Genomic DNA, 16,463 nt, shown 5'->3' on the forward strand with positions numbered 1-16,463 from the left:
CACCCGAATGCCCCGCGGTTCAGACCTCGGTTCGGGAGAACTCCTTCAGCGCCTCAGACGCTGCCCGGCGAAGGAATCCCTGATCAGATGAGACGATGAAAGCCGTCGCGCCGAGTTCCTGAAACGATCGCGCCTCAGTCGCGGATCCGACCATCACGCAGACGGGCTTGTTGGCAGAACGCGCAGCCGCCGATATCCGCCGAACCGCGTCCTGCACTTCGGGAGCTGATGACGACTCGGCACCGAGCGACACCGTGAGGTCCCCTCGCCCGATGAAGAAACCATCGATCCCCTCGACCCCCGCAATTGCATCGATCGTCTCGAGTGCTTCCGGATCTTCGATCATCGCAATAACGGTGGTTCTCGCGTCGGACCGAGCGACATTTGTCCACACGGGCGTTGCGCCGTACCGACCCGCTCTCGCCGAGCCGGAATACCCGCGACGCCCTCCACCGTATCTGCTCCAGGACGCAATCTCTCTCGCCTTGTCGGCCGAGAAAACGTGCGGCACCAGAACGCCGGCAGCACCACAGTCGAGAGCCGACAGAATGCTTGAGGCTCTCGCCTCGTCCACGCGCACGATCGATGCGATGTTGCTCGCGCGCGCTGCCAACAAGGCGATATCGATCGCGCCACGATCAAAAGGCGCATGCTCCTGATCGATCACGACAAAGTCGAACCCGACGTCGCCAAGGATCTCGATTGCATGGCTTGTCTGTGTCTTGATGAATGTGCCGACAAGGCGTTCACGCGCTGAAAACCGCCGGCGGAAATCGTTCCCGGATTCGACGTTTGTCCTGGGATTCACAGCGCTATCTCCGCGCACAATTGTACCATTGGCCGCCTCGCGACGCGTGCAGCCAGCGTCGCCATTCTCTCGAAAAGAGAACCGACATCCAGTGACATGAGAGGCCATTCCACGGTATGGAATGGGGTCAAGTGAGTGGATCGAACCACGAGAAGCAAAATAGGGGGAAGCCCATGAGTCTCCCGGTCGAGTCTGTGCGGCGGACCTTTGCGCTGCTCGAGGAGCTGAATCGTCAGCGCATCAGCAGTGTACGACATCTGCATGAAGCCACGGGTTTGCCGAAGTCGACGATCGTGCGCCTTCTCGAAACGCTTCGCGCGCTTGGTTACGTGACGAACGATCCTCGACAGGGCGGTTATCAGGTGACCTCCGGTGTGCGCTCGTTGAGCGCCGGCTTTCATGGCGATCCACTGGTGGTCGAGGCCGCTCGCCCATGGGCGATCGAGTTCAGCCGGCAATTCAAGCTGCCCATCGGCGTTGCGGTTTTCGATCAGCGCACCATGGTGGTGCGCTATTCCACCGCACTCGACAGTCCGATGTCGCCCTTTCATGCAACGGTCAACACGAAGCTTCGGGTGCTGACGCGCGCCATGGGACGCGCTTACGTTGCATTTTGTCCGGCCGAGGAACGCAAATACATTATGGATGTCCTCGCGGCATCCAGCCATCCCGAAGATCAGGTCGCACGTTGCCCCGATGAGGTGCGTGAGATTATCGCACGCGTACGACGCAACGGTTTCGCTGAACGATCGCCGACGGTAGAACCGAAGTCATCAAACACGTTCAGCGTTCCCATCCTGCTGGACGGCACAGTACTGGCGACGATCGGCATCAGCTACTTCTGTTCTTCGATGCCAAAGGCCAAGGCGGTTTCGTCGTACGTTCCCTTGATCATGGAGCTCGCCAGGAAGATCGAGTCCAGCGTGCGCGCGCTGAACACGAATTTTGCAGACGGGCCGTCCCATGTGCTGGAGAACCCCACAGCCTCGCGAGCCGGCAAAGCGCGAGCGACCCGTGCCGCCTCATGAAGCTGCAACGACGGCAACGGCGCTGGCTTGGCCATCTGCACCGCTGAATCCGCTTTATAGGGCAAGATAGCGATTGCGAACGTCGTCGTTGCTTTTCAGCTCGTCGATCGTCCCGGTGTACACGGTCTGGCCCTTGTCGATCACCGTCGCATGACTTGCAAGCCCCATGCAGAAGTGCATGTTCTGCTCTGCGATCAGAACCGTGGCGCCGATGCTGCGCAGTTGCCGTAGAAGTTCGCCGATCCGCTGCACGATGATCGGCGCCAGCCCCTCGCTCGGCTCGTCCAGCAGCAGCAGCGCCGGGTTACCCATCAGCGTGCGGGCAATCGCGAGCATCTGCTGCTCGCCGCCGGACAACCGTCCTGCAATCCGGTGACGCAACGGATCGAGCAGCGGGAAGATCTCGTAGATCCGATCGATCGACCATTCGTCCTGTCCGTCGGGCCCTTTCTTGTGCCCGATGACGAGGTTGTCCTCGACCGTGTGTTCAGGGAAGATCTGACGATCTTCCGGAACGAAGCCGAGGCCGGCACGCGCGATGCGATGCGGTGCCAGTCCCGTGATCGCCTCTCCGCGCAGCATGACGGTTCCGCGCCGCGGTGGCGCAAGGCCCATGATGGCCTTCATGGTCGTCGATTTACCGGCGCCGTTGCGTCCGAGCAGCGCCATGGTCTCGCCCCGGCGCACCGAGAGACCAATACCGAACAGGATCTGACTCGTGCCGTAATATACGTCGAGGTCCCTGACCTCGATGATCGGTTGCGCACTCATGCGACCGTCCCGGCATGATGGTCGGTGCCGAGATAGGCGTCGATGACCGCCTTGTCATTGCGGATCGCGTCCGCCGTGCCGGTAGCCAGAATGCGGCCGTAGCACAGGACCACGATCGAGGGCGCGATTCTGAACACGATATCCATGTCGTGTTCGATGAAGACCACGGTGATCTTCTGCTTTTCCCAGAGCTCACGGACTTTTTCGATCATGCGCCAGCGCTCTTCGGTGCCCATGCCGGCGGTGGGCTCATCGAGCAGCAGCACCTTCGGCTCGAGCACCAGCGCGAGAGCGATATCCAGCAGCTTCTGATCACCGTGCGACAGGGTCGCCGCTTTGCGGTCACGTTTGCTCGCAAGCCCAAGCAGTTCCATGACATGGTCGGCGCGATCGCGCGTTTCCGGGAGCGGAAACCGCCGATGAATCACACTGGCGCGACGCTGATCAGCGCCGACCGCGGCCAGCATCGTCTCCTCCACTGTCAGTGACGGGAAAATGCTCGCAACCTGGAACGCTCGCCCGATACCGTGACGTACGATCTCGGGGGGCGAACGCCCGGCCATGTCAGCGCCGTCCAGCAGGACCTGTCCCGAATCCGGCCTCAAGGCGCCAGTGATCAGGTTGAAGAAGGTGCTCTTGCCGGCGCCGTTCGGCCCGATCACAGCTGTCAGCGACCCATCGGCGAAGTCGAGCGTGATATCGTCGGCAGCCTTCACGCCGCCGAAGGATTTCGAAAGGCGTCGCACCTCCAGCATGACTTAAGCCTGTTCCCCACGGCCGCGACGGGCCGCGTACCATTCGATTGCGAAATCCATCAGCCCTTTGCGCAGTCCGATCGCAAAGAACAGGATGACGATCCCGAGTACGATCCCATGGTACTCGGTGAAGCGCGTGACAGTGTCGTTGAGGATGAGAAACAGCACCGTGCCCAGCATGGGGCCGAGGAAGGTGGTCACACCACCCAGCATGTTGATGAAGATACCCTCTCCCGAAATCGTCCAGTAGGCAAATTCCGGATAGGCGCCCGACACGAACAGGCTCATGATGACGCCGCCAGTGGAAGCGAACAGCGCCGCCAGCACGAAGATCGTCAGTTTCGCGCGCCAGACATCGATACCGACAAAACTGGCGCGCGCGGCATTGTCGCGGATCATCCGCAGCGTATAGCCGAATGGCGATTGTGCAATCTGGCGCATCAAGAGAAGGCCGATCACGAGCAGCGCACAGCTCGCCACGTAGAGATGAACCTGATTTCCGAGATCGATGCCCAGAAAGACCGGACGCGGGATGCCGCCGCGCAGGCCTTGATCGCCGCCGGTTAGCGATACCCACGACAGGATTGTCGAGTGGATCAGCATCTGAAACGCCAGCGTGACGAACGCGAAATAGATTTCCTTCAACCGCACACAGATCGCACCGATGACCGCCGCAGCGACGGCCGAGAGCACAAGCGTGGCAATGAAAGCGACTGGAATCGGCACACCGGTCTTCTGCATGATGAGGCCAAAACTGTACGCACCGAGGCCGAAGAACATGCCATGACCGAACGAGATCATGCCGGTATAGCCGACCAGGAGATTGAGCGATGTTGCGAACAGGCCAAAGGCGGAGCAGCGGATAACGAAATCCAGCAGCGCTTTGCTGTCGAAAAACAGCGGCAACGAGGCGAGCACCACGAAGGCCACGATCGCAGTGAGGGCGTCGCGATAGCGTGCTCTCGTTTCGAGGCGAGGAAGATTCAAGGGCTTACCACGCGGTGCGGCCTGCAATTCGGTCATGCGACCTCCTTGCCGAACAAGCCGGTCGGGCGCGACACGAGCACGATCACCATAAAGAGATACATCAACCCTTCGGTGAATAGCGGAAAGCCGAGCGAGCCGAAGGAACGAATCAAGCCGATCAGCAGCGCACCGATCAGCGCTCCCAGGATTGATCCCATTCCGCCGATCACAGTGACGATGAAGGATTCGATCAGCACCGAGAATCCCATGCCGGGGGTCAGTGACCTCACCGGTGCGGCGAGCGCACCTGCGAGCCCCGCCAGCATGCCGCCGAGCGCGAACACGCCGCCATAGATCAAACCCGTATTGATGCCGAGTGCGGACGTCATCGACGGATTATGCGCCGCGGCGCGGACCACCTTGCCGATCCGCGTGCGGGAAAGGCCGGCGCCAAGCACGATGGCCGCAACCAGCGCCACACCGATCAGAAGGAGATAGTAGGGCGGCACCACGCCGCCAGCGATGAACAGCGGCATCACCTGGAACGCGGTCGGCATGCCCATGGACTTGAATTCCGGTCCCCAGACCATGCGCACGACGTCGTCGAAAATCAGCACGAAGGCGTAACAGACGAGGAGCTGCATCAGGACATCGGCCCCGTAGACGCGACTCATGAAGACGCGTTCGAAGATCAGTCCTAGAATGGCAGTGCCTGCTGCACCGCATAACATTGCGGCGGCAAAGCTGCCTGTGATCTGATATGTCGTCATCGCGAAATAGGCACCAAACATATAAAAGGCGCCATGACTGAAATTAACGACCTTCAGCACCCCGAAGATCAGCGTCAGCCCAACCGCCACGAGAAACAGCAGCATGCCGATAATGAGTCCGCTGGTGGTTTGCGTCACCAGGCAGGCTGAGCTGGCGAGACAAGCGATAAGCGCGTTGAGATCCAAAGCAAAGCGTCCGTTGCAGGAGGGCCGGTCTCGTCGTCAGAACGTTTGTCGGCGGCAAGGGCGCCGGCCCTTGCCGCCGTCTGCCACGAGGTCAACTGTAGCCGTTGCTCTTCTTCCACTCCGCTTCGAGCTCGAAGATCGTCTTCCAGTCGCCGGGCTTCACCTCCGGCACATAGGGCTCCTGCGGGATGGTCGTCCCCCATCCGATGGCGTAGCCCACGAGCGTCTGATCGTCGGCGCGCATGGTGACGGTACCATCGGTGCCAAAGGGTGATTTGATGGTCAAACCGCGCATGGCCTCGGCGATCTTCTTGCCATCGGCGGAATTCGCCTTCTTGGAAGCTTCCGCGAGCAGCATGATCGCGGTGGCGTTCTCCCATGACCAGTTGGTGGGATATTCGCCGTATTTCGCCTTGTAGGCATCACCCCAGGCGGCGTTCTCTGGCGTCGATGGATAGGTCTTGATGTAGCGATTGCCCGAGTGAATGCCCTTGGGCAGGTTCTTAACGACCGTCAGCGCGGTGTAGTCGGCCATGTTGACGGCAAAGACCTCCATCTGACCGAAGAGAGCGTAGATGTTGGCCTGGTCGATGTAGGACGTGAGGTCGCCGCCCCACAAACAGGTGTAAAGCGCCTGCGGCCTTGCCTGCAGGACTTTCGTGACCACCTCGGTGTAGTCGGGCTGAAACAGCTTCGGCCACGACTCGCTGATGATCTCGACGTCGGGCGCGAAGCGCTTCAGATAGAGCACGAATTCGCCGGTCGTGTCGCGGCCATAGGCGTAGTCAGGCGAGCAGGTCGCCCATTTCTTCAGACCTTTGGCTTTCGCGATCGACGCCGCATAGCTGCCGCCGACGATGGAGTCGTGCACGCCCTGCCGCGCAGTGCGGAAAGCGTTCGGGATGCGCTGCTTGGGATCGGCTGTCAGCGAAGAGGTCTCTGAATTCGTGTGAATGCAAAGTACACCGAGATCGCGCGCAACCTCGTGCACGGCAAAGGCGCCTGACGAGGCTTCCGCATCGATCAAAAGCTCGCAGCCGTCGGTGTTGACGAGTTCGCGCGCAACCCGCGCGGCTTCCTGTGGCTGGCCTTTGGAATCGCGGATGACCATCTCGATCGGCCGGCCGGCGAGCCCGCCGGTCGCGTTGACTCTCTCGACTTCCAACAAGACGGCGTTGCGCGACGACGTCCCGAGCTGCGCGACGCGTCCGGACAGGATCGTCGGCATCCCGACCTTAATGGCTTTGGCTTGCGCACGGGCGGCCCATGGGGCGGCAAGGGTCGCAAGGCCCGCGCCCATCAATGCGAGACTCGATCGGCGGCTGATGCCCGGTTTCCGGGTTCGCGTCATTCGTCCCTCCCTGTTTGGATTTGCGTTTCCTGAAATCCTTGCCGGAGATCGTGCGTCTCCTTGCAAATGAGAATTTCAGAGCGACAGGGATGACGTCAAGCCGAAACGCAGCAGCCCGCCGCCAAAACGATCAAAGAACGACGATTTACATGCGCCAGGTCAATATCGAGCACAAACGGATGATCTGGACCCATCCGGGCATAACGACATACTATCACGACAAGCATGGCGGGCATTTTCTGCGATGCTCCCGCGGTTCGTAGACTACTGGTCGAGACATGCGGTCCGGACCTGAGCCGGTATCGGTGAGGGCCAAAACTGGAGAGACCCCGGTCGAGAAGGAAGCTGCCGATGGAACGACCGCAGGTACGCGTCTACACCGACTACAAGAGTCCCTACGCCTTCGTTGCCAACAAGCAGCTGTTCGAACTCGAGGAAACGTATGGCGTCGAGCTCGAGTGGCTGCCCTACACGCTGCGCATTCCCGAGTTCATGGGCACGGTGGAGGAGCGCACACCGCATTTCTGGCGTAAGGTGCGCTATTCCTATATGGACGCGCGGCGTTTCGCCAACGCCCAGGACCTTGTCATGAAGGGCCCGAGGCGCATCTACGATGCTTTCTATTCCAGCGTCGGCATGCTGTTCGCGCAGCGCCACGGAATTTTTCGATCCTATCACGAGACGGTGTTTGCGCGCTTCTGGAACCATGATCTCGAACTCGACGAACTGTCGGCGATATCGGGAGTGATCACTTCCCTTGGCGGTTCCGCGGCGGAGTTTGAAGCGTATGTTCATGGTCCGGCACGTGCAGAACACGACCGCATCATCGATGATGCGGAAGCGCTAGGCGTGTTCGGTGTGCCGACGATGGTTTTCAACGGCGAACTGTTCTGGGGTGGTGACCGGATCGATATGCTGGTCGAGCGCATTCAAAATCCGCAAAGCGCTGCCAAGGCGCTCGGCAGTCGATACGGGAAATGACCTGACGTTGCAGCGCGCGAGCGGCTCCCGGCATCCCGTGCGCACGAGCACGGGTCTTCATGCAAGCTGAACAATGGTTCGGATTATTTGAGTTGTTCATGGGCCGGCTCGTTCATAACATCGGAGCAACCATGAAAATACCGCTGCAAGTCGACATTCAGGATGGCATCGCCAGCGTCCTGATAAACCACCCTCCCGTTAACGCGATTACGCCAGCAATGCTGGACGCACTCATGTCGACGCTTCGCCAATTGGGCAATGACCCGGACATCAAGGCGATCGTCATCGGCAGCGCGATCCCGGGACGCTATTGCGGCGGCCTCGATCTGCCGCAGTTCAGGAAAAACTCGCCTGCTGAGGCGCATGCCATCATCACCAGGCTTTACCTGCAGCTTCACGAGTTGCAATCAAGCCTGCCAAAACCCACGATAGCCGCGATTACTGGCGCGGTGCGTGGCGGAGGCATGTCCATCGCGATCACGTGCGACATGCTCGTGGCCGCAGAAAATACCACGTTCGCATATCCGGAGATGGATGTCGGCTTGCTGCCGGCAATTCACTATACTCACTTGCCGCGCATTGTGGGGCGTTACCGTGCATTCGATCTCCTGTTCACCGGCCGCGTCTTTAGCGCAGACGAGGCCATGCAGCTCGGATTGGTCAACCGCGTCGTACCGGAACCACAAGTGCTCAACGAAGCCCGCGGGATCGCCCGTGCACTGGCGACGAAATCGCCGCAATTGATGCGCGTGGGAAAAGCCGCCTTCGTTCATGCGACTGATAACGGGTACCGAAGCGGGGCAGCCGGTGCAGTCAACTTGATCGGAACGGTGATTGGAATGGACGACTCGCAGGAAGGGCTTGCTGCCTTCGAACAGAAGCGTCGTCCTGTCTGGGGCAAAGGCTAGCGGGCTTTATCCGCAATGCCCATAGAGTGCCGAATGACGCCATTTGTCGCGTGCCGCACTCGCGCAGATGACGGCAGCGGAGCGCGAGCCCTGCTGGAGGGCGGTAACGTGTCCACCCGCGGGACGAACGATATTACGCAGGTCCTGGCAGCAACCGGGCCGATGATGTTAGCGTTTGGCCTGGCGTCTGCCGCGTCGAATTGCACTTTCTCACAGAGAGATGAATAATCAGAGGCGTTATTCAAGCGGCAGGGCGTCGCAATGAGAATCAATTTCAAACTGCTGGGCACCTTCCTGGCGGTGGCAGAGAACGCAAGCTTCAGCAAAGCCGCAGAGCAGACTCATATCTCGTTGCCGGCCGTGAGCATGCAGGTCAAAAATCTCGAGGAGAGACTGGGCGTTGCCCTGTTTCAGCGCACCACCCGTCGCGTGGAGTTGACGGTCGAGGGTGAGCAACTCATGGTCAGCGCACGTAAGGCGATGGCAGAGCTCGACAGTGCTCTGACACGGATCCAGCAAGCCGCCGACATGCAGCAGGGACACCTGTCACTCGCTTGCGTGCCGACAGTAGCCAGCGCGAAGTTGCCGGCGCTAATGACTTCATTCGCACGTCAACATCCTCGCATTTCGGTGCGCGTGCGTGAGTTGATGCAGCCCGAGCTATTGCAAGCGGTGCGGCGGCGTGAGGTGGATTTCGCAATCGGACCGGAGCCGGAAAGGCTTGGCGAATTCCAATTCCGCGCCATCTTCGTCGACGACTACATGGCCCTTTTGCCAGCCGACCATTCTGCCGCGGTAAAATCCTCAGTCACCCTGAGGGAAGTCGTAAAGATGCCGCTGCTCGCACTCGGAGCCTCCCAGTTTCACCTGCAATTGCTGAAGGCGCTTCGGGCGGCGAAGCTCGAGCCTGAGCTCAACTATGAGTTCACCCATGTCAGCACGATCGTTGCGATGGCTGAGGCCGGCTTAGGGGTGGCTATCATGCCACGCCTGGCAGTTCCAAGCCATACGAAGCTGAAGCCGCTGAGGATCGTGCGGCCTTCGATCGCCCGTACGATAGGTGTCGTAAGCATCCGCGGTCATACGCTGTCACCGTCTGCAGCTCGCTTCGTCGAGATGTGCAACGCGCTAATGCCGGCACAGGCAGGAGATTGAAACGTCCTACTGCGGCTCAATACCGGCCTTGCGGATAAGCGCCTCCCAGCGGGGATTGTCGTCGGCGATTCGCCTCGCCAATTGAACCGGGGACAGAGGCATTACTGATGTATGCATCAGGCCGAAACGAGCCTGCACCTCTGGCCTAGCCAAAGCAGCGCGGATTGCCGTGTCGAGCCGCTCGACGACCGCCGCAGGCGTGCCCGTCGGCGCCATGATGGCAACGATCGTTTCGAGCGTGCCGGAAGCGTCCGGAAACGTCTCTTGAAGTGTCGGCACGTCAGGCAGCGCGCTGTAGCGCGACGCCGCCGAAATGACGATTGGCCGCATCCTTGTCGCGTCCATCTGCGACATTCCATTGCCGATATCGACGATCGCCACCTGAACATGGCCTCCGGCCAGATCCGTGAGCGCCTGAGGGGTTCCGCGGTAGCCGACAGGCACCGGGTTCGACCTGGTCACCGCCGAGAAGAGCGCAAGCGCAACCTGGGCACTCGGCGATCCGAAGCCAATCGTGACTGGCGCTGGCTCGCCCTGGACCGCCTTCGTAAGATCAGCGATGGTCCGGATGGGCGACGCATCCGCCACCATAAACAGCATCGAAGTCGATCCGATACCCGAAACTGGTTGGAAGCTCCCGATCGGGTCATAACTCAGAGCCTTGTACAGGCTTTTCGCCACAAACATCACGGAAGATCCCACGAGCAATGTATGCCCGTCCGGCTTGCTCTGTGCGACCATTGCTGCCGCCAGGGTACCCTGCGCTCCCGGCTTGTTCTCGACGATGACAGGCTGTCCGAACGATTCCTGGATCGCGTGGCCAAGGGCGCGTGCCAGGGTGTCGGTCACAGAGCCCGCCGGGAACGGCGCAACAAGCGTGATGGGACGGGATGGGAAGGGCTGCGCGTGAAGAGGCGGAATTGTCAGCAGAAGCCAAGCCGCGGTTGCGCAGGCCAACAAGTTTCCGCGAGTGAGCATGCGACGTTCCCCCGTAACGCGATTTGATTGACGGGAAGCGTAAGCAAGCCGCACCGGTGGTATAAATCAAATAAACTGAAGCATTGTTTTGCCGCGACGTGAGGCGAGGCTTTGCAGGTGCTTCGCCGCCGGCCCACAAGCTCCGAGCGAAGCAGGTGACAGCATTGGCGGACAATTCCGTCCTGAAACAAGCAGGCGTCAGATCAATGTTGCTTCAGTCATAGACCCGAGGGCGTTGGGCCAGCGCGCATGTGTTCCGTCGCCTCCTCGTCGGTTCGCAACCACTTCGCGTGCGATCGGCCTACGGGATTCTTCGAGGATGTGCCCGACAAGCCCCACCGCTCGTGCCATTACCCCGAGACCGCGGCAAATCTGCCAATCGAATCCCATCTCACAACAGAGCGCACCGAGAATTCCGGTCGCGTTGACAGGTAATGGCCTTCCCTTGATGCGTTCGGCCTCCTGCGCAATGATCTGAATCAACTGAACGTAAGGACCCTCGAAACCCGTCTCCCGGGCGAGCGCAATCAGACGAGGCGTGCGCGGATCGATCGGCTTGTGAAACGGATGTCCAATACCTGGCAGGATGGCGTGCTCGCGATTGAACTTCGCCACAACTTGCTCCGCGATCGCTGGATACTCGGACCCGGCGGCCGGCTCAGGCATGGCTTGGTAAAGCATCTTTGCGGAACCCTCGATGCTGCCAACGAACACCGTACCGAGACCACAAAGACCCGCGGCAACCGCCGCCTGGATCGATTCCGGCGCGCCCATGTAAGTCAGACGCGCCGCGAGCGCGCTGGGTGTCAACCCATGCTCGACCAGCGTCACCAGCATTGCGTTGAACATTCTGGATTCGTTTGCGGTGGGCGTCCGCGCCGTCAGCTCCAGGAAGGCCATGTCGCCGAAGCTGAGATGGCCAAGGATCTCGCTTGGAAAATCGCGTCCGAACAAGGTTATGGAATCCGGCGCACTCCAGCCTATGTCCGTGCGCAATCGTGCCTTCGGAGCCATTGCTTGTCCTTTCTCGAGTCTGCGCTTCGTATGCTCGCCTTGCCTGCCTAGTTCACCGTTGCTCCGGAGGCTTTCACGGCCTTTCGCCATTTTTCGATGTCGCGCTCAAGCAACCTGCGAAACTCGTCCGGCGAAGTCTGTAGCGCCGTTGCGCCTTGCTTCGCCAGAAGCTGTTGCATTTCGGGTGTCTTCAGAATCTCCGCGACGTCTGCATTGATCTTCCTTACGACGGAAGGGTTCAGCCCGGCCGGCGCCAGGATGCCCCACCAGGGATTGACGTCGAACTTCTCGATGCCCGCTTCGGCGATCGCGGGGATATCGGGCGCAATCGCGACACGTTCGGCACTGCTTACCGCCAGTGCGCGGACGGTCCCGGCCTGCACCGACGAAATGACCGATGGAACGCTGGCGAACGCCGCATCGACATGACCTCCGATCACATCGGCGATGGCCTGCGGCGCGCCTTTATAGGGGACATGCACGACGCGAATGCCCGCCTCGGTCTTCAGCATCTCGCCGAGCAGATGGTTCACCGAACCGTTGCCTGCAGAACCATACGTCAGCTTGTCAGGCTTGGCTCGCGCAAACCCAATGAACTCCTGCAGCGTCTTTATCTCGGACCGCGGGCTGACGATCAGCAGAAACGGCGTCACGGCGATGGTCGCGATCGGCTCGAAATCCTTTAGAGAGTCGAACGGCAGCTTCTCGTAAAGACTTTGATTGATCGCCTGCGACCCCTCATATGTCACGAGCAACGTGTAGCCGTCCGGCGGCGCCTTTGCGACGAACTCGGTGCCGACGACACCGCCGGCGCCGGGCCGGTTTTCGACTATCACCGGCTGCCCCCAGCGCTCGCCTAGTTTCTGTCCAATCGCGCGTGCAAACGTGTCTGTGCCGCCGCCTGCAGCCTGCGGAACGATGATGTGCACCGCCTTGGACGGGTAATCCTGCGCCGCAACCGGTGACAACGACATAGCCGTGACGGCCAGAACAGCTGCCACAATCGAACGAAGTAAAAGCATCCGTCTCCTCCCCATCGGTACGCGTGCTCAGGCCGGATTTGATTGTTTATGCCTGGTGCCGAGCTCTGCCTTCTGATCGCCATTGCGGCCTCGGCAATCCCAAGCTTTCTCTAAGTGTCTCACCCTGATACTCGCGCCGGAATAGGCCGCGACGCTGGAGCTCGGGCACAACGAGCTGGACGAAATCGTCATAAGTGCCAGGCACATGGGTCGCCGCCACCACGAACCCATCACACGCTCCACCGGTGAACCACTCTTCAAGCTTGTCCGCAACGGACTTTGTAGATCCGACAAAAGTCGGAAGCTCTTTCAGCCTGCCGCGCCCACTGAACTCGACGAAGTCCTGCACCGTCGGATTTGCTTTTCCGCTGAGCTGAACCACACGGTCGCGAACAGCCTGCAGGCCACCGATCGATCGCAGTTCGTCCGCACTGAATGGTTCGTCCATCGGCTTTGTCGCAAAGTCAAAATTTAGCACCTCAGAGAGAAGCGTGAGCGAGTCGATCGGGCTCGCCAGCCGATCGATCGCCGCGAACTTGTCCTCTGCTTCCGCTTGCGTTTCGGCCACAACGGGGTAGATGGCCGGCGCAATGGCGACTTGCGGTGCCCTGTCGCCAAGCGCTCGCTTCATGTCGGCATACTGTCTCGTCGCGATCTCTAGGTTGGGATAGATCACGAATATGAGTTCACCCCATCGGGAGGCAAACTGCTTTCCGCGGCCACTCTGGCCGGCTTGAATGATGACCGGGTGCCCCTGGGCGGACCGCGGCACGGTGAACGGGCCGCGTGATGTGAAGAATTTCCCCCGATGATCCAGCCGATGCACCTTGTCAGGATCTGCAAATAATCCCTTCTCCCGATCAAAGACGATCGCGTCGTCTTCCCACGTGTTCCAGTGGCCAAGCACGACCTCCATGAACTCGTCAGCCCGATCATATCTGAGATCATGGGCCAGATGTTCGGAGGCGCCGAAGTTCGCCGCCTCGGAGTCGTTCAGCGAGGTGACCACATTCCAGGCGACCCGACCATTGAGAAGGAGGTCGACAGTCGCGAAAACACGCGCGACATGAAACGGCTCGTAATAGGTCGTCGAATAGGTAAAGCCAATTCCAAGATGCCTTGTCGCAAGCCCCATCGCCATGGCAACCGCGAGCGGGTCGAGCTTGGCCGCTCGAATTCCGTGCCGGACCGTCTCCGTGAAGTCCTCACCAAACCGATCCGGTATCGCGAGGCGATCGTCGAAGAAAGCGAGATGAAACTTGCCGCGCTCCAGCGTACGGCCGATCTCTTCATAGTATTCTCGCGAGAACCAGTTCGGCTTTGAGGCAGGATGGCGCCACGAGGCGGGATAGTTGGAGCAATTCTGGGCTTGCAAAAAGCCGATCAGTTTCATCTGCCTGTTCATGACATTAGCTCTTTCTCGCCAAGGCTGGTGGGGCGCTGGTCAGATCACGCCTTCATCGCGCAACGTTGCAAGCATGGACGCCGAGACGCCTGCGAGCGCTGTGAGGACCTCGTCGGTATGAGCTCCAAGCGAAACACCTGCGTGCCTGAAGCGGGGCGGTGTGCGCGACATCCTTGGGATTGCGCTTGGTACAGCGATCGATCCGGCGCGCGAATCGACCTCGGCGATATTGCCGCGCGCCCGGTAGTGTGGGTCATTGAAGATGTCGCTGATGCTGTAGATCGGCCCGCAAGGCACGTCGTGACGGTCGCACTCGGCAAGCGCCTGCTCAAGCGACATAGTCGCGAGCCAATCGGCTACGAGTGCGTTGACCTCATCGCGATGGGAGATTCGCGCTGTCATGGTCGCATAGCGAACATCCGCCGAAAGCTCCGGACGGCGCATTGCGCGCGCAAGGCGATCGAACATCTTGTCGCTCGAACAGGCAAGCGCAAGCCATCGCCCGTCCGCAGTTTGGTAGTGGCTATGCGGCACGACGTTGACAGTATCGGGACCAAGCCGCTCCCGGATGAACCCGGTCTTGGCGTAGACGGTGGCGATCTCGTCGAGCAGGCGAAACACCGATTCATAGAGTCCGATGTCGATGACCTGGCCGCGGCCGGTCGCCTCGGCATGACGAAGGGCCACCATGACGCCAACCGCACCCCAGAGTCCTGAAATGTAGTCGGCCAGCGACGTCGAGCCGGGCATGACCGGTGGACGTCCTGGCTCACCGGCGAGATACGCAAGCCCGCTGAACGCATGCGCGATCCGCGCAAATCCCGGCTTGTCACGCAACGGACCATCCTGCCCGTAGGCGCTGATGCGGAGCATGACGAGTTTCGGATTCACATCGCTGAGCGCGTCGAAACCGAGGCCCCATTTTTCGAGCGTCCCGGGCCGGAAATTCTCCAGCACCACGTCCGACTTGCGGACGAGTTCGCGGAACAGCGACGCTCCGCGGTCGGTACGCAGATCGAGTGTGACCGACTTCTTATTGCGCGCTTCGCTTAGCCAGACGTAAGTGTCGCCGCATTCGCTCGGCGTACCGAAGCGCCTCAGCGGATCGCCCGCACCTGGCTGCTCGATCTTGATGACCTCCGCTCCGAAATCGGAAAGCACGGTGCCGCAGAACGGCGCCGCGACGAACGTGGCAATATCGAGCACGCGGATGCCGGCGAGCGGCGCATCATGCGACATCGCGAACCTTCCCAGCCCCTGACGGCGCAGCCGGCATTGCGTCGATCGCCGCCTGGCGATCAAGAATGGCCTGTGCTCGCTTCTGTACCGCCAAATCGATCAGGACGCCGTCCTGCCCGAACGCGCCGTCACCACCTGCACTTGCCGATTGGATCCTGGCCAGAATCTCCCGCGCCCAGCGGAGTTCCTTGTGCGTCGGCGAGAACACCTCGTTGGCGATCTCGAGCTGGGACGGATGAATAGCCCATTTGCCTTCAAAACCGAGCGCTGCGGCACGCTCGGCGCTCGCCCGGAATCCCACAGGATCGCCGAAATTGGCATAAGGCCCATCGATCGCGCGCAGACCGAAAGCGCGGCATGCGTTCGCAATCCGCGCCAGGGCAAAGTGCCATTGATCGTTCCAGTGAGATTGGCGCGAGCCATGGTCGTCGGGATCCGTAAGGACCGCATAGCGAGGATCCGATGCACCGATGATTTCACCGCAGGTGCGCAGGTCGATCGAATAGTCACCGATACCGAAAATCATGGCCTCGAGCCGGTTCGACGATGCTGCGATCGCCTCCACATTTGCGAGCCCAAGCGTCGTCTCGATGAGAATTTCGATCCCTAGCTTTGTCGAACGACCAGCCTCACGCTCCAACCCCGCGATCAGCGCCTCCACGAACTGGACATCGAACGCAGTGCCCACCTTCGGAACCATGACGAGGTCGAGCCTGGGGCATCTGGTGACGATTTCGATGATGTCGCGGTGTGCCCACTCCGTATCCAGACCATTGATCCGCACGGCAAGTGTCTTGCCTCCCCAGTCGAGCTCGTTCAGCGCGCGGACCGCAATCTCACGCGCTTCGGGTTTCCTCGACGGTGCGACAGCGTCTTCCAGATCAAGAAATACGAAGTCGGCCGGACCGCGCGCGGCCCGTTCAAAGAAGCGCTCCGACGTTGCGGGAACCGCCAGCTCAGAGCGCTGAACGCGGAACGAGCGTGGCCTGACAACGGTGAACGACATGGCGCATTTTCCAGGACAGGAGTTGCTGCGATAGATCCCCCCACAGCACGTACGATCATGGTAGATGTCGACCAATGATCTTACTAACGAGATTATCTAAAGAATTGTTCAGTTATTGAG

The 16,463-nt window shown here is 60.4% G+C and carries 16 protein-coding genes; 4 read left to right on the forward strand and 12 right to left on the reverse strand.

Annotated features, from left to right (window positions below):
• Nucleotides 1-19: 19 nt before the first annotated feature.
• A complete protein-coding gene (locus RCO31_RS09860) occupies nucleotides 20-808 on the reverse strand; it encodes an aldolase/citrate lyase family protein (RefSeq protein ID WP_308968142.1) in 789 nt (262 codons plus the stop codon).
• 173 nt (nucleotides 809-981) lie between these two features.
• On the opposite strand from RCO31_RS09860, the gene RCO31_RS09865 reads away from it, so the two are divergent.
• The gene (locus RCO31_RS09865) at nucleotides 982-1,836 is read left to right on the forward strand and encodes a DNA-binding transcriptional regulator (RefSeq protein ID WP_308968143.1); all 855 of its coding nucleotides are present in this window, start codon (nucleotides 982-984) and stop codon (nucleotides 1,834-1,836) included.
• A 54-nt stretch (nucleotides 1,837-1,890) separates the two neighbouring features.
• On the opposite strand, the gene RCO31_RS09870 is transcribed toward RCO31_RS09865, so the two are convergent.
• The 5 genes from RCO31_RS09870 to RCO31_RS09890 form a co-directional block, all read right to left on the reverse strand.
• Nucleotides 1,891-2,607, reverse strand: a complete 717-nt coding sequence (locus RCO31_RS09870) for an ABC transporter ATP-binding protein (RefSeq protein WP_308968144.1) — start codon at nucleotides 2,605-2,607, stop codon at nucleotides 1,891-1,893.
• Complete coding sequence (locus RCO31_RS09875) at nucleotides 2,604-3,362, reverse strand: ABC transporter ATP-binding protein (protein ID WP_308968145.1); 759 nt, start codon at nucleotides 3,360-3,362, stop codon at nucleotides 2,604-2,606. The genes RCO31_RS09870 and RCO31_RS09875 overlap by 4 nt, the downstream gene beginning before the upstream one ends.
• A 3-nt stretch (nucleotides 3,363-3,365) precedes the next feature.
• Nucleotides 3,366-4,385, reverse strand: coding sequence for a branched-chain amino acid ABC transporter permease (locus RCO31_RS09880; RefSeq protein ID WP_308968146.1), 1,020 nt, complete (start codon nucleotides 4,383-4,385; stop codon nucleotides 3,366-3,368).
• Complete coding sequence (locus RCO31_RS09885; protein ID WP_308968147.1) at nucleotides 4,382-5,284, reverse strand: branched-chain amino acid ABC transporter permease; 903 nt, start codon at nucleotides 5,282-5,284, stop codon at nucleotides 4,382-4,384. Before RCO31_RS09885 ends, RCO31_RS09880 begins: the two co-directional genes overlap by 4 nt.
• 91 nt (nucleotides 5,285-5,375) lie before the next feature.
• Nucleotides 5,376-6,635, reverse strand: coding sequence for an ABC transporter substrate-binding protein (locus tag RCO31_RS09890; RefSeq protein ID WP_308968148.1), 1,260 nt, complete (start codon nucleotides 6,633-6,635; stop codon nucleotides 5,376-5,378).
• Between the two features lie 351 nt (nucleotides 6,636-6,986).
• On the opposite strand from RCO31_RS09890, the gene RCO31_RS09895 reads away from it, so the two are divergent.
• From RCO31_RS09895 to RCO31_RS09905, 3 genes are all read left to right on the forward strand, one after another.
• Nucleotides 6,987-7,616: a DsbA family protein gene (locus tag RCO31_RS09895; protein WP_308968149.1), complete on the forward strand. Its 630-nt coding sequence runs from the start codon at nucleotides 6,987-6,989 to the stop codon at nucleotides 7,614-7,616.
• A 59-nt stretch (nucleotides 7,617-7,675) separates the two neighbouring features.
• On the forward strand, nucleotides 7,676-8,524 hold the full coding sequence (locus RCO31_RS09900; RefSeq protein ID WP_308968150.1) for an enoyl-CoA hydratase/isomerase family protein: 849 nt from the start codon (nucleotides 7,676-7,678) through the stop codon (nucleotides 8,522-8,524).
• Between the two features lie 261 nt (nucleotides 8,525-8,785).
• Complete coding sequence (locus RCO31_RS09905) at nucleotides 8,786-9,679, forward strand: LysR substrate-binding domain-containing protein (protein WP_308968151.1); 894 nt, start codon at nucleotides 8,786-8,788, stop codon at nucleotides 9,677-9,679.
• Nucleotides 9,680-9,685: 6 nt separating this feature from the next.
• Here RCO31_RS09905 and RCO31_RS09910 read toward each other — a convergent pair whose 3' ends face one another.
• The 6 genes from RCO31_RS09910 to RCO31_RS09935 form a co-directional block, all read right to left on the reverse strand.
• The gene (locus tag RCO31_RS09910; RefSeq protein ID WP_308968152.1) at nucleotides 9,686-10,528 is read right to left on the reverse strand and encodes a tripartite tricarboxylate transporter substrate binding protein; all 843 of its coding nucleotides are present in this window, start codon (nucleotides 10,526-10,528) and stop codon (nucleotides 9,686-9,688) included.
• A gap of 327 nt (nucleotides 10,529-10,855) precedes the next feature.
• The gene (locus RCO31_RS09915; protein ID WP_308968153.1) at nucleotides 10,856-11,761 is read right to left on the reverse strand and encodes a citryl-CoA lyase; all 906 of its coding nucleotides are present in this window, start codon (nucleotides 11,759-11,761) and stop codon (nucleotides 10,856-10,858) included.
• Nucleotides 11,719-12,693: a tripartite tricarboxylate transporter substrate binding protein gene (locus tag RCO31_RS09920; RefSeq protein WP_308968154.1), complete on the reverse strand. Its 975-nt coding sequence runs from the start codon at nucleotides 12,691-12,693 to the stop codon at nucleotides 11,719-11,721. Before RCO31_RS09920 ends, RCO31_RS09915 begins: the two co-directional genes overlap by 43 nt.
• 46 nt (nucleotides 12,694-12,739) lie before the next feature.
• The gene (locus RCO31_RS09925) at nucleotides 12,740-14,098 is read right to left on the reverse strand and encodes an LLM class flavin-dependent oxidoreductase (protein WP_308968155.1); all 1,359 of its coding nucleotides are present in this window, start codon (nucleotides 14,096-14,098) and stop codon (nucleotides 12,740-12,742) included.
• A gap of 39 nt (nucleotides 14,099-14,137) precedes the next feature.
• A complete protein-coding gene (locus tag RCO31_RS09930) occupies nucleotides 14,138-15,337 on the reverse strand; it encodes a CaiB/BaiF CoA-transferase family protein (RefSeq protein WP_308968156.1) in 1,200 nt (399 codons plus the stop codon).
• A complete protein-coding gene (locus RCO31_RS09935; RefSeq protein ID WP_308968157.1) occupies nucleotides 15,327-16,343 on the reverse strand; it encodes a CoA ester lyase in 1,017 nt (338 codons plus the stop codon). Before RCO31_RS09935 ends, RCO31_RS09930 begins: the two co-directional genes overlap by 11 nt.
• Nucleotides 16,344-16,463 lie beyond the last annotated feature (120 nt).

The organism is Bradyrhizobium sp. LHD-71 (assembly GCF_031157255.1).
Lineage (GTDB): Bacteria > Pseudomonadota > Alphaproteobacteria > Rhizobiales > Xanthobacteraceae > P52-10.

Coding starts and splice junctions, on each gene's coding strand:
- RCO31_RS09905 (WP_308968151.1), top strand. CDS start 8,786: ATGAGAATCAATTTCAAACTGCTGGGCACCTTCCTGGCGGTGGCAGAG.
- RCO31_RS09915 (WP_308968153.1), bottom strand. CDS start 11,761: ATGGCGAAAGGCCGTGAAAGCCTCCGGAGCAACGGTGAACTAGGCAGG.
- RCO31_RS09870 (WP_308968144.1), bottom strand. CDS start 2,607: ATGAGTGCGCAACCGATCATCGAGGTCAGGGACCTCGACGTATATTAC.
- RCO31_RS09865 (WP_308968143.1), top strand. CDS start 982: ATGAGTCTCCCGGTCGAGTCTGTGCGGCGGACCTTTGCGCTGCTCGAG.
- RCO31_RS09925 (WP_308968155.1), bottom strand. CDS start 14,098: ATGAACAGGCAGATGAAACTGATCGGCTTTTTGCAAGCCCAGAATTGC.
- RCO31_RS09920 (WP_308968154.1), bottom strand. CDS start 12,693: ATGCTTTTACTTCGTTCGATTGTGGCAGCTGTTCTGGCCGTCACGGCT.
- RCO31_RS09895 (WP_308968149.1), top strand. CDS start 6,987: ATGGAACGACCGCAGGTACGCGTCTACACCGACTACAAGAGTCCCTAC.
- RCO31_RS09935 (WP_308968157.1), bottom strand. CDS start 16,343: ATGTCGTTCACCGTTGTCAGGCCACGCTCGTTCCGCGTTCAGCGCTCT.
- RCO31_RS09890 (WP_308968148.1), bottom strand. CDS start 6,635: ATGACGCGAACCCGGAAACCGGGCATCAGCCGCCGATCGAGTCTCGCA.
- RCO31_RS09900 (WP_308968150.1), top strand. CDS start 7,676: ATGCAAGCTGAACAATGGTTCGGATTATTTGAGTTGTTCATGGGCCGG.
- RCO31_RS09930 (WP_308968156.1), bottom strand. CDS start 15,337: ATGTCGCATGATGCGCCGCTCGCCGGCATCCGCGTGCTCGATATTGCC.
- RCO31_RS09880 (WP_308968146.1), bottom strand. CDS start 4,385: ATGACCGAATTGCAGGCCGCACCGCGTGGTAAGCCCTTGAATCTTCCT.
- RCO31_RS09875 (WP_308968145.1), bottom strand. CDS start 3,362: ATGCTGGAGGTGCGACGCCTTTCGAAATCCTTCGGCGGCGTGAAGGCT.